Genomic DNA, 12,967 nt, shown 5'->3' with positions numbered 1-12,967 from the left:
TAGTTGGACCTTAAACAATCACTTTCACATTCCCTTCTTTTACTTCAAACCTATGGATGCTTTCCGAAAGGCCTTCCAGAATTTTATCGGTTCTATCCAAATGAGTATCAGTTAAAAATATCTGTCCGAAAGTATGAGCGGCTACCATTTGCATGAGTTTGGTAATGCGTTTCTCATCCAGTCGGTCGAAGATATCATCTAAAAGCAAAAGCGGTTTGTGGTGCTGGCGGTCTACCATCACTTCGAAGTGCGCCAGTTTCAGGGCAATTACAAAGCTTTTCTGTTGCCCCTGCGAGCCGAAGTTTTTCACGGGGTTGCCATCCATCAGGAAAATAAAATCATCTTTATGCGGCCCTACCGTCGTGCGCTGCAAAGCCAGGTCTTTTCGTTCGGCTTGCAACAATTGCTTTGCAAAATCGGCTTCTGCCAGCTGCCCTTTATAGGTCAGGCTTACAGTTTCGGAGCTATCGGAAATGTGGTGGTAGTGCTTCTGGAAAACAGGCACGAACTCCGCCAGAAAAGCCTGCCGTTCCTGCGCCAGCTGCTCGCCAAGTGGTACCAGTTGCTCGTTCAGGATGTGCAGGTAGTCGCGGTCAAATGTATGGCGCTCGGCAAATTGCTTTAGCAGCGAGTTGCGTTGCTTCAGGATATAATTATACTGAATAAGCTGCTCTAGGTAAGTATGGTTAAGCTGCGAGATCAGGCTATCAAAGTATTTGCGGCGTTCCTCGCTTCCTTCCCGGATCAGGTCGGTATCGTAAGGTGAGATCAGCACCACCGGGAAACGCCCGATGTGGTCGCTCATTTTATCATAAAGCGCTTTGTTGTGCGTTACCGTTTTTTTCTGGCCTTGTTTTAAGCTTACCTGCACTGTATGTTTTTCCGTTTCGATGCTGAAACGGCCTTTCACCATAAAAAAATCGGCCTCCTGTTTTATACTTTGCAGGTCGGTGCCGGGAAACGCACTTTTAGTCAGTGAAAGGTAATGGATGGCATCCAGCAGGTTTGTTTTACCACTTCCGTTATCGCCGATAAAGCAATTAATATGCTCCGAAAAAGAGAGCGAAGCTTCTTCGTAGTTCTTGAAAAACAGTAAACTTAGATTTTCGAGGAGCATTCTTTTCTACTTTGTTATCTTTTTGCTTAATTTCGCAAGCTAAATCTGTTAGCGCCAGAACTGTCGTGCGGGCCGGTAATTTTCTCCGGAACGAATAACAGATAAAACAACGAATACTTAACTACTCATGGCTGATACGAAAGATAAGGCAAAAGCGAAGCCGGCAAAAGCAAAGGTACAGGCTGATCCATCGTTTCCAAAGGAAACCTACATGCAATGGTATGAGTCGATGAAACTGATGCGCCGATTTGAGGAGAAAGCAGGTCAGTTATACGGACAGCAAAAAATAAAAGGTTTCTGCCACCTGTATATTGGCCAGGAAGCCTGTGTGGCCGGAGCTGCTTCTGCGCTTACCAAAGATGATAAATGGATAACGGCTTACCGCGACCACGCACATCCGCTGGCACTGGGCACCAGCCCGAATGCTATCATGGCCGAAATGTTTGCAAAGATTACCGGTTGCTCTAAAGGCAAAGGCGGCTCGATGCACATGTTCGATAAAGAAGTAAACTTTATGGGCGGCCACGGCATTGTAGGAGCACAAGTGCCGATGGGTGCTGGTATTGCCTTCGCTGAAAAGTATAATAAAACAGGTAACCTGTGCATTTGCTACATGGGCGACGGTGCTGTGCGCCAGGGTGCTTTCCATGAGGCCTTGAACATGGCCATGACCTGGAAACTACCGGTTATCTTCGTGATCGAGAACAATGGTTATGCGATGGGTACTTCAGTAACGCGTACGTCTAATGTAACAGAGCTATACCAGCTGGGTGCTGCCTTCAGCATGCCCTCTTTCCCGGTAGAGGCAATGAGCGTAGAGAACGTACACAACGCCGTGGCAGAAGCCGCTGAGCGTGCCCGCGCCGGCGAAGGGCCAACCTTGCTTGAGTTCAGAACATACCGTTACAAAGGCCACTCCATGTCGGACCCGGCTAAGTACAGAACAAAAGAAGAACTGGAAGATTACAAAGGCCGTGACTCTATAGAAGCAGTAAAAGCTACGATCTTAAAGCAAGGCTGGGCTACAGAAGAAGAACTGGAGCAAATCGACGAGAAAATAAAACAGCAGGTAGCCGAATCTGTAACTTTTGCCGAAGAATCCCCTTATCCGGATGCATCTGAGCTCTACACTGATATTTATGTAGAGAAAGATTATCCTTACATAATGGATTAATACATAAAAATCAGAAATCTGGAATTAAATATTAGAAATTGATTGTTTACAGGTTGCTAGTATTAGCTCGAATCATTTTTAATTTTTAATTTTGAAATTATACTTCGCATTAAACTAATGGCAAAAGAGACAGTTAAGAAACACAGTGAGTTTGAAGAGCTTGTTGAAAACCCGGATGCACTTGCAGACCGTTTTGCAGGGTCAGAAGACTTTGTTAAGAAAAACAAAACGACACTGATCGGTATTTTTGTAGCAATTGCTGCTGTGGTAGTAGGTGCTTTCCTATATTATAATTACCGCAGCACGCAAAATCAGGAAGCTCAGGAAGCTATGTTTCAGGCTGTTTACCATTTCGAAGCCGACTCTATGAGCAAAGCTCTTAACGGCGATGGCCAGTATGATGGTATGCTGAAGATTGCAGATGAATACTCGGGAACAGAAGCAGGTAATCTGGCTAACTTCTACGCTGGCGTTGCGCTCCTGAAAGAAGGAAAATTTGCAGAAGCCCAGGCGCGTCTCGAGAAATTTGATTCGGATGATTACCTGTTACAGGCGCGTGCTTACAGCCTGGTAGGAGATGCTTTATCTGAGCAAGGCAAAAACAATGAAGCTGCGGCTCAATATGTAAAAGCAGCCGACCATAACGCCAACGAATTCTTCTCGCCACAGTACCTGTTAAAAGCGGGTATTGCCTACGAAGCCAGCAACGATTACAAAGCAGCAGCCGAAGTATACAATAGGATTGTAGAAAATTACGCTGCCGCTGCCGAAGTAAATGATGCCAAGAAGTATAAAGCCCGTGCCGAATCACTTGCCGGTACAGCTAACTAAGAAGTTACCTAACAAAAGTTACGTATAAAGCGCTTTTGCCTTCCCGGTAAAAGCGCTTCTTTTTTAGTTTGATAGAACTTTGCAGGCACTAAATACCTAGTTTGCTTGCTAAGCAGTACATGATCACCTTAAAAATTAGCCCATTACCCTATGGCCACCGCATTAAAAAACCTGAACGAGTATAAAAAAGACACTTTCGGAGATATCTCTGAAAAGCATTTTGGCATCATCGTAGCCGACTGGCACCACGAAATAACGGATGTGCTTTGCCAGGGCGCTATTGATACCCTGCTGCAGCATGGCGCTAAAAAAGAAAACATTTACCGCAACACCGTACCTGGCAGCTACGAACTAACCTTAGGCGCACAGTTTCTGGCACAGCAGGAAGAGATAGATGCCGTGATCTGTATTGGCGTGGTTATAAAAGGCGATACAAAACACGATGATTATATAAACCATGCCGTAGCGCAAGGCTTAACAACGGTATCGTTAAAGTATAACAAGCCTGTCTCTTTTGGGCTTGTAACCACCAATGATATGCAGCAAGCCCTGGACAGAGCAGGCGGGAAGCACGGCAATAAAGGTGTGGAAGCTGCTGCCGCTGCCATCCACATGCTTAGCTTTTAACGGTTGCAAAGTAAACATCAGGCAGTTAAGCTTGTTAGAACAAGTATAAATTAATCTTTAATTAACAACCATAATAGTAAAGTATAAATTTTACTATTATTTTTGCACAAATTTTCTTCAGAATCAGGCTACCTAATCTATTAGGCAAGAGCCGAGCTAAAGGAAAAATGCGCTAAATAAACTTAATATCAATTGGTACTGTTACTGCATCAGAACGGAATGGTAAGCCATTGGTAAATATCCTAAACAGGCGTTATTACAGTTCTAAAACTATAAAATGAGCACAAACGAAGAAAGACAGCGTTACTCACAGGAAGAATTAGCTGAGTTTGAGAACATCATTCTTGAAAAGCTAACCAATGCACGCAAAGAAGTAACGTTTATTAAGGAAACACTGAGCCGCCGCAACGATTCAGGTACCGATAACACGGCATCTCCTTCTAAAGTATTGGAAGATGGCGCAGATACTGCTGAAAAAGAAAGCCTGAACCAGTTGGCCTCACGCCAGATGAAGTTTATCCAGCAGCTGGAAAATGCCCTGATCCGCATTAAAAACGGTACCTATGGTGTTTGTATTGTAACCGGTAAGCTAATCCCGAAAGAAAGATTACGCGCCGTGCCGCACACACAACATACCATCGAAGCAAAACTGCAGCGCAAAGACTAGTACTTATTACTCCTTGAATATTCTGCATACCCATATCCAGGCGCTCGTATTTTGTGCGCAGTCGCCTGTCAGCATAGAGGAAATACAGCGGTGCCTGCAAGAGGCACTTGGGCTGGAAGTACTCGTTAGTGATGTGCTGGAAAGTATAGAAAGTATAAACAGCCAGCTAAGCGAAACGGGTTTTTCGTTTCAGATATACGCCATTGGGGGCGGGTACCAGTTCCTGACCAAACCTGAATACCAGGGTACAGTGAGCACCTACCTCAAACAGAAATCAAAGAAAAAACTATCAGCGTCTGCCCTAGAGACGCTGGCCATTATTGCTTACAAACAGCCGATCACCCGATCGGCTGTAGAGCAGATACGCGGGGTTGGCTGCGATTACGCCATCCACAAACTTTTAGAAAAAGAACTGATCGAAATAAAAGGTAAAGCTGAAACCATAGGCAGACCCGTACTGTACGGCACGTCTCAAAAGTTTATGGATTATTTCGGCATCAACCACATCAAAGACCTCCCACAGCTAAAAGATTTTGCCACCGAAGAAAATTCGATAGGCGAAATAGCCGATTAACCTGCGCAAGCCGGTTTCAAAGTATAAAAATCACTTATAGTGCACGTTAGGTACAGTAGCGATACTGCATCGTTAAATTAATGACAATGGCAATAGAAAACGAAAGACCTGCACGCGGCAACGCGGGCGAAGGCAGAAGAGATTCTGACAGAAATACTGGCAGACCAAACACAGACCGCGACGGTAAAAAAGTGTTTAACAGAAGAGATAAAGGTGATTCAGGTGAGCGCCGCTCATTTGGAGGTGACCGACGTGAAGGCAGCAACGAAAGACGCAGCTTTGGCGGAGACCGCAGAGAAGGTGGCGAGCGCCGCCCATATAATTCAGATAGAAGAGAAGGAAGCGAGAAGCGTTCTTTCGGTGGAGACAGACGCGAAGGCGGAGAAAGACGCAGCTTTAACAACGACCGCAAGCCATTTGGTGGAGATCGCAGAGAAGGCGACGACCGCAGCTCATTCGGAAGCCGTACGGAAGGTGGTGAAAGACGCTCTTTCGGAAACGATAGAAGAGAAGGTGGTGAGCGCAGATCGTTTGGTGGTGATAGAAGAGAGGGTGGCGAAAAGCGCTCGTTCGGAAATGACCGCCGCGAAGGAGGCGAAAGACGTTCTTTTGACGGCGACCGCAGAGAAGGTGGCGAAAAACGCAGCTTTACTCCAAGACGCGAAGACGGCGAAAGAAAGCCTTTTAATTCGGATCGTCGCGACTCAGGTGAGCGCCGCTCATTTGGCGGAGACCGACGCGAAGAAACCGGCGAACGCCGTTCTTTCAACTCAGACCGCAACAGAGAAGGTAGTGAACGCCGTTCTTTCAACTCAGACAGAAATGAAGGCGGCGGAAAACGCCCGTACAACTCCGATAGACGCGAAGGAGGCGAAAAACGCTCTTTTGGCGGAGATCGCAGAGAAAGCGGCGAACGGAATTCGTTTAACGCAGATCGCAGAGACGACAGAAGAAGCAACGACCGCCCGTATAACCGCGAAAACCGCGAAGGTGGCGAGCGCAGATCTTTTGGCGAGAAGCGTGAGTTTGGCGATAAAAAAACATTCCGTCCAGAGCGCAGAGAAAACAAGTTCAGCAACTCGGACCGTCGTTCTAAAGATGGAGCAGACAAGCCAGAGACGCCAAACTATAACCTGAGCCGTTACAACGATAACCCGCGCATCAAAAAAACAAACATCAAACAAGAAGATGATGGCACTCTTCGTTTGAACCGTTACATTGCCAATGCAGGTGTTTGCTCGCGCCGTGAAGCCGATGTGCTGATCGAATCGGGAGAAATAAAAGTGAATGGCGAAGTAGTAACTGAAATGGGTTACAAAGTAAACCCAGGCGATACGGTAATGTATGGCAAGCAGGTACTAAGCCGCGAGAAAATGGTTTATGTGTTGCTGAACAAGCCGAAAGACTTTATCACGACAACAGATGATCCGGAAGGCAGAAAAACGGTAATGAGTTTGGTAGAAAATGCTTCTACTGAACGAATTTTCCCGGTTGGCCGCTTAGACCGTAACACAACAGGCTTATTATTATTTACAAATGATGGCGAAATGGCCCAGAAGCTGACGCACCCATCAAACAACGTAAAAAAAATATACCAGGTAGAGTTGGATAAGCCGCTCACAAAAGACCATTTCCGCCAGATTGCCGAAGGCCTTGAGCTGGAAGATGGCAAAGCGGATGTAGATGACGTGGCGCTTTTAGGCGAATCCAACAAGTTTGTAGGAATTGAGATCCACATCGGGCGTAACCGTATTGTGCGTCGTATTTTCGAGCACCTGGGTTACGATGTGGTGAGCCTGGACAGAGTACAGTATGCAACGCTTACCAAAAAAGATCTGCCACGCAGCAACTGGCGCTACCTGACAGAGAAAGAAGTTATCCGTCTGAAATACTTTATGTAAGCGTAGGTTAATGCCTGAGTTTATACTTTAAAAACCGGTTGTTTCTGTGTAACGCAGCGGCAACCGGTTTTGCCTTTTATTAAAGTATAAAACCCCGGGTATAAGATTTTGAAAGCTTTATACTTTAGAGGAAAACAGCACGTTAGTAGTGCAAAATCAGCCTGAAGAGTTTGTGATTTATACTTTGGTGTAAAATTTAACAGGCTGCGGCGTATACTTTGCCGAGAAAAGGCTGTATTTTTTGAAAGTAACTTAAAAGGACGCATCTTTGTACTTCCTGAATTATACTTCATCAGGCTTCATAGAATATACTTTATAATGCATAAAACATTCCGAGCACTGATTGGCTTTGCCCTGCTGTGCCTGACCCACGAGGCTGCAGCACAAAATATTGGTAACTCCCCTTACTCACGTTATGGTTTAGGAGAGATAAATGACAACACCGGAAGTATACGCAATGCAGGAATGGCAGGAGCAGGCATTAGTGCAGGTAACAGCTACCAGGCAAATACAGCTAACCCGGCTCTTTTATACTATAACAGCATCACGCTTTTCGATATTGGTATCAGGGGGCAGGTAAAAACGATCAAGAATGCAAACCAGTCGCAACGCGATGGCGATGCAAACCTGGCAAATGTTACGCTGGTAGTTCCTGTTTCTAAACGCTGGAGCTCTGGTCTTACGCTGCGCCCTTTCAGTGCCGTAGATTACCAGATAACTGATAATGGCGCTATTGGGGGCCGCCCCAGTGTAATCGTGCAAAAGCAATATGAGGGTGAAGGCGGCATATCAGAGCTTAATTTCGCACATGGTATCAGGATAACACCAGGCTTAACAGTAGGGGCAAGCGCTTCTTACCTGTTTGGTACCATTACAAAAGAATCTTCATCGCTGGTACAGGATACAGATCTTTCGGGCCTTAACCTGGAGCGTGTTGTTTACAGCGAGCGTACCCGTTACAGCGATCTGCTTTTTAAGGCTGGTATCAACTATAGAAAAGAGCTGAAAGAAAAACTGAACATGAGCGCCGGCGGTGTTTATACGTTCGGAACAGAGCTTAACGGCAAACGCACTTCTTCTTATGAGCGCCGCACTATTTACGACGATATCAAGGATGAGAACATTATGCCGGATACGCTGAAAGGAAACGTAACGCTACCGGCAAGCTGGCAGGCAGGTATCAGTCTGGATAACGGCTCTAACTTAACGGTGGCTGCTGATGTGGCCATGCAACAGTGGTCTAAGTTCGAGAACTTTAACAGAGGCAACGAAACCGAGCTGGCTGATAGTTACAAAGTATCGGTAGGAGCGGAATGGACGCCGGATGCAAACTCAGTAAATAGCTATTTCAAGCGCGTAACGTACCGCGGCGGTGTTTACCTGGGCAATACACCTTATAAATTAAACGGTGAGCAGATAAAAGATAAAGGCGTTACGGCAGGCTTCAGCTTCCCGATAGGCCGTTCTACTATTTATGATCTGTACCAGTTAAACGCTTCGATCGGTTATGGGCACCGTGGCACAACAGATAACGGCCTGATTGCAGAAGATTATTTTAAGTTTAATATAGGCTTTACTATAAACAGCCGTTGGTTCGTGAAACGCAGAATCGACTAAGCTTAGCTGCAAAGTATAAATAACCTTTACAAAGAGGCCGTTCCTGGAGCGGCCTCTTTTATTGCGCCATACAGCAGGTATACTTGCCTGCCCGTATTAAAGTATAAATTCGTATCTTCACTTTACACAGTTATAGTAGCTCATGCGTAAATTCTGGCTTTTCGGACTTATAATAAGTAGTGCAAGTATGGTTCTTGGCTGTAACGATAACCTGAAAGACCCAGCTAAGGAAGAAGCCTACACAGGGCCAATCATCGAAAATAAAGATGCGCTTACCTTGTTCAGCGATTCGGCCAGGTTACAGATAAAGCTGACGGCCCCCGTGCAGCAGGAATTTGAAAATGGAGACGGTGTTTTTCCGGATGGCTTATACCTGGAGTTTTACGGCGAACCCGGCCAACTGACCACTACCATTAAAGCCAACTACGGCAAGCAAGATAGAAACAAGGATGTGTATATGGTGCGCGGCAACGTGATTGTAAGCAACATCCAGAAAAAAGAAACCCTTAAAACCGAAGAGCTTTTCTGGGATAAAAGCAAAGCACAGATCTATACCGATAAGTTTGTAACTGTAGTGACGCCCGAAGAAGTAATAACCGGCGAAGGGCTGCGCGCCAAACAGGATTTTTCGGAATACAGCTTGAAAAGGGTAACCGGTAACTTCAGCATCAAAGAATAATGAACCATAAGCTTCTCAATACCATTCTATTATCACTGGCATTTGTTACAATCGTCATCGGGATTCACCGAAGTATAGAAGAACAGGACATTGCCGGTAATTACTGGATTTTTATGATCGCTGTTATTTTATACGCGCTTTATAAATACCGCAAGAAGAAAGATGCTTAAACAGGCCAATTACTTATAATGATAGACCCCAGTCATTTTCTGCTGCTTTTTGCAGGGCTTATGCTGTCCGTTTTTTTTGCCGGCATTGAGATGGCCTTTATGGCAGCAAACAAAATTCAGATAGAGCTGAGCGAGAAAAATGGCATCCTGTCAGGCCGGATCATCGGTCATTTATTGGAACGGCCGGCACACCTGTTCAGTACCACACTTGTTGGCCGCACCTTGGCTTTGGTGTTATACGTTTTCGGGATAGCCGCCCTGCTTCATACGTTGCTGGGTTTATACTTGCCCGCATACCTGCAATCGCATGCGCTTTCCCTAATCATTCAGATGGTAATAGCGGGGCTGATCGTACTTTTTACCGCCGATTTTTTGCCTCGCAGCTTTTTTGCCATTAACCCCAACCGCGTGCTGGCCTTGCTTGCCATCCCGATACTGATTTTTTATTACCTGCTTTTCCCGGTAGTGTGGTTAATAGAGAAGTGCAGCCGATGGCTGGGGCAAAAGGTTTTTCGCCTCGATTTTGCCGACCAAACCATACTTGCCGCCGACCTGGATACCAGCCTCAACAACCGCCTTTACCACCCCGAGCAGGAAGCAACCCCCGAAGTAGACGAACTGATATTTAACAAAGTACTTGAGTTCCGGACTGTAAAAGTACGCGACTGCATGGTGCCCCGCATGGAGGTAGAAGCCGTGGAAGTACATGAATCCATTGACTCGCTGCGTGCGGCATTCACCGAAACAGGCCACTCTAAAATACTTGTTTATCAGGATTCGATTGATAACATCATTGGCTACTGCCACCAGTTGGCTATGTTTAAGCAGCCGCAAAGTATAAACGAGATCTTATCGCCGGTGAGCCTGGTGCCCGAAAGTATGCTGGCCAGTGAGCTGTTCGTGAAATTTGTATCGGAGCACCGGAGCGTGGCTGTGGTGGTAGATGAGTTTGGCGGCACATCCGGCATTGTAACGGTAGAAGATGTGGTAGAAGAAATTTTCGGGGAGATAGAAGATGAGTATGATCTGGACGAGGCGTTGCTCGAAAAAGTAATTCCTGAGCAAGGCATTTATTTATTTAGTGCCCGCCACGAAATAGATTACCTGAACGCAAAGTATGGCCTGGGTTTGCCTGAAGGCGATTATGAAACCTTGGGTGGCCTTTTTCTGTCGGCTTTCGGCGAAATTCCGCTTCCCGGCGACCAGGTGGAAGTACCGCCTTACATTATTGAGGTGATCATAATGGATGAAAACCGCATCGATGCAGTAAAATTACTTAAAAAGGCAGATTCTCAGGTAGATGACAGTCTTAAAACAGAAATATAAAAATTTTGAATTTTTGCGCGATTAACCGTATTTTGCACAATCCTTTTATAAGTTTAACGAAGAATGGCATTAATTAATAAGATTAGAGAGAAGTCTGGTTGGGCAGTAGGCGTTATTGCTATAGGCCTTGGCGTATTTATCGTAGGCGGTGACTTGATTGGGCCTAACTCCAAACTTCTGGGCAACGATGCAAACATAGTAGGCGAAATAGCCGGCGAAGAGGTAGATTACCAGGAGTTTGATGCTGTATTTCAGCAGGCAAAATCTAATTATGAAAACCAGATCGGCCGTGCCGCCAACGAAAGCGAAATGGCTATGATCCGGGAGCAGGCCTGGAACCAGCTGATCATCCAGATCGCCTTACAAAAGGAGTATGACCGTTTAGGTATAAAAGTAACAGACGAAGAATTGGCAGACATGGTACAGGGTAACAACATCCACCCGGCCGTGCAGCAGGCTTTCACTAACCCGCAAACTGGCCAGTTCGATCGTAACCAGGTATTGCAGTACCTGCAGAACTTAGACCAGATGGGCCCGGAAGCGCGTCCGATGTGGACTAACTTTGAGCAAGGCATCCTGACGGCACGTGTACAATCCAAGTATGCGAACCTGCTCAACAAATCAACTTATGTAACTACTGCTGAGGCAAAGAGCTTTTACGATGCGCAAAATGCAACAGCCAGCATGAAAGTTTTATACGTGCCATACTTTACTCTTGCTGATTCGGCGATAAAAGTAACGGATGCACAACTGAAAGATTACCTTGAGAAAAACAAGGAGCTATACAAAGTAGAAGAAGGCCGCTCAATAGAGTATGTTACCATTCCGGTAAGTGCTTCTAAAGAAGACAGCACCTATTACCAGCAGGAAACGGCTACGCTTGCCAAGCAATTTGCCAGCGCAACCAACGATTCTGCTTTTGTAAACGCCAACTCTGATGCTCCTTATAACGGTTCTTACAGCACACCGGGCGAGGTGCCGGAGAGGCTTCGTGGTATGATGCCGTTAGAAGAAGGCAAAGTATACGGCCCGTATACCGAAAACGGCGCAGTTGCTTTATACAAAGTAATTGATGTGAAAGAAGATGGTGCCAGCGCAGCACGTGCCAGCCACATCCTGATCAAGCCTGAAAACGACACGCCGGAAGCAAAAGCCACTGCCAAAGCGAAAGCAGAAGGTATTTTAGCGCAAATTAAAGGCGGTGCAGATTTCGCCCAGCTGGCAACACAGCACGGCTCAGACGGAACAGCCTCTGTAGGTGGCGACCTGGGCTGGTTCAAAGAAGGCCAGATGGTAGCTTCCTTTGATAAAGCAATTTTTGGTGCAGCTTCTACGGGTTTATTGCCAAATTTAGTAGAGACAGAGTATGGTTTCCATATCGTAAAAATTACAGCGCCTAAGACCAAGAAAAGCTATAAGATTGCTGCTGTGCAACGTGCCGTAGAAGCCAGCGAATCAACGCGTGATGCTGCTTACAGCGTAGCAGATGAGCTTTCTGGTACAAGCGGTAACCTGGAAGAGTTTAAAGCGGCAGTTGCTAAAAACAAATCACTTGCAAAAGAAGAAGCAAAAAACATTGGCAAAAACAACATCCTGGTAAATAACCTGAACAACGCCCGTGAACTGGTGCGCTGGGCTTATGCAAAAGATACCGACGTAGGAAGTGTATCTCCTGTGTTCGAGATCGATAATCAGTTTGTAGTTGCGGTACTTACCGGCAAGCGCGAAAAAGGCTATGCTACAATAGAGGATAACAAAGAAGAACTGACAGCTGCTGTTCGCAACGAAATCAAAGCGGAGCAAATCATCCAGAAGCTGAAAGGCGCATCAGGCTCATTAGAGCAGATGGCTGCCAAGTATGGCCCGGATGCGATCATCAGAACAGCTGATAACGTAACGTTAGCATCAGGCGTAATTCCGGGTGTAGGCATGGAGCCGGTTGCAGTAGGTAAAGCGTTTGGTTTAAAGCCAGGAGCACGCACGGCACCTTTCGAAGGACAGAGCGGTGTTACGGTTGTAGAGCTTACGAGTCTGAACAAAGCACCTGTAACCAGCGACCTGAAAAGTATAAAAGAGCAGATGCTGACTACACGCGCTTCCAAAACGGAGAACAACGCTTTCGAAGCCATCAAAGCAAAAGCTGATATCAAAGATAACCGTGTGAAGTTCTTTTAAGTAAAACTCACCACGTATAAACCAGAAGCGCCACTCCCTAACCAGAGTGGCGCTTCTGGTTTATAAAGGCACCTTTGTAAAGTATGGCTTGGGCAAGTATAAAGTATAA

The 12,967-nt window shown here is 46.0% G+C and carries 12 protein-coding genes; 11 read left to right on the top strand and 1 reads right to left on the bottom strand.

Translation table 11 applies throughout. The features are described 5' to 3' along the window. Positions 1 to 10: 10 nt before the first annotated feature. Entirely contained in the window at positions 11 to 1,117 is a 1,107-nt protein-coding gene (gene recF, locus DP923_RS04105) for a DNA replication/repair protein RecF (RefSeq protein ID WP_112304514.1), read from the bottom strand. A gap of 127 nt (positions 1,118 to 1,244) precedes the next feature. Here recF and pdhA point away from each other — a divergent pair, with 127 nt between their 5' ends. From pdhA to DP923_RS04050, 11 genes are all read left to right on the top strand, one after another. Beyond that, the gene (gene pdhA, locus DP923_RS04100) at positions 1,245 to 2,291 is read left to right on the top strand and encodes a pyruvate dehydrogenase (acetyl-transferring) E1 component subunit alpha (RefSeq protein ID WP_112304513.1); all 1,047 of its coding nucleotides are present in this window, start codon (positions 1,245 to 1,247) and stop codon (positions 2,289 to 2,291) included. A gap of 117 nt (positions 2,292 to 2,408) precedes the next feature. Beyond that, positions 2,409 to 3,122 carry a tetratricopeptide repeat protein gene (locus tag DP923_RS04095; RefSeq protein ID WP_112304512.1) on the top strand — a complete coding sequence of 238 codons (714 nt, stop codon included), beginning with the start codon at positions 2,409 to 2,411 and terminating at the stop codon, positions 3,120 to 3,122. A 150-nt stretch (positions 3,123 to 3,272) separates the two neighbouring features. Continuing rightward, on the top strand, positions 3,273 to 3,749 hold the full coding sequence (gene ribH / locus DP923_RS04090; RefSeq protein WP_112304511.1) for a 6,7-dimethyl-8-ribityllumazine synthase: 477 nt from the start codon (positions 3,273 to 3,275) through the stop codon (positions 3,747 to 3,749). Positions 3,750 to 4,026: 277 nt separating this feature from the next. After that, positions 4,027 to 4,416: a TraR/DksA family transcriptional regulator gene (locus tag DP923_RS04085; RefSeq protein ID WP_112304510.1), complete on the top strand. Its 390-nt coding sequence runs from the start codon at positions 4,027 to 4,029 to the stop codon at positions 4,414 to 4,416. A 13-nt stretch (positions 4,417 to 4,429) separates the two neighbouring features. Next, positions 4,430 to 4,990 carry an SMC-Scp complex subunit ScpB gene (gene scpB, locus DP923_RS04080; RefSeq protein ID WP_112304509.1) on the top strand — a complete coding sequence of 187 codons (561 nt, stop codon included), beginning with the start codon at positions 4,430 to 4,432 and terminating at the stop codon, positions 4,988 to 4,990. Positions 4,991 to 5,076: 86 nt separating this feature from the next. Continuing rightward, positions 5,077 to 6,891, top strand: coding sequence for a pseudouridine synthase (locus DP923_RS04075; RefSeq protein ID WP_112304508.1), 1,815 nt, complete (start codon positions 5,077 to 5,079; stop codon positions 6,889 to 6,891). Positions 6,892 to 7,209: 318 nt separating this feature from the next. Next, positions 7,210 to 8,508, top strand: a complete 1,299-nt coding sequence (locus DP923_RS04065) for an OmpP1/FadL family transporter (protein ID WP_112304506.1) — start codon at positions 7,210 to 7,212, stop codon at positions 8,506 to 8,508. 142 nt (positions 8,509 to 8,650) lie between these two features. Beyond that, complete coding sequence (lptC, locus tag DP923_RS04060; protein WP_239020931.1) at positions 8,651 to 9,187, top strand: LPS export ABC transporter periplasmic protein LptC; 537 nt, start codon at positions 8,651 to 8,653, stop codon at positions 9,185 to 9,187. Continuing rightward, on the top strand, positions 9,187 to 9,357 hold the full coding sequence (locus DP923_RS16640; RefSeq protein ID WP_165838142.1) for a hypothetical protein: 171 nt from the start codon (positions 9,187 to 9,189) through the stop codon (positions 9,355 to 9,357). Before lptC ends, DP923_RS16640 begins: the two co-directional genes overlap by 1 nt. Positions 9,358 to 9,375: 18 nt before the next feature. Continuing rightward, the gene (locus tag DP923_RS04055; RefSeq protein ID WP_112304504.1) at positions 9,376 to 10,683 is read left to right on the top strand and encodes a hemolysin family protein; all 1,308 of its coding nucleotides are present in this window, start codon (positions 9,376 to 9,378) and stop codon (positions 10,681 to 10,683) included. Positions 10,684 to 10,746: 63 nt separating this feature from the next. Continuing rightward, positions 10,747 to 12,858, top strand: a complete 2,112-nt coding sequence (locus DP923_RS04050) for a peptidylprolyl isomerase (protein WP_112304503.1) — start codon at positions 10,747 to 10,749, stop codon at positions 12,856 to 12,858. Positions 12,859 to 12,967: the final 109 nt, after the last annotated feature.

Source organism: Pontibacter arcticus (assembly GCF_003284895.1).
Lineage (GTDB): Bacteria > Bacteroidota > Bacteroidia > Cytophagales > Hymenobacteraceae > Pontibacter > Pontibacter arcticus.
This window is presented reverse-complemented; position numbering and strand designations above follow the sequence as displayed.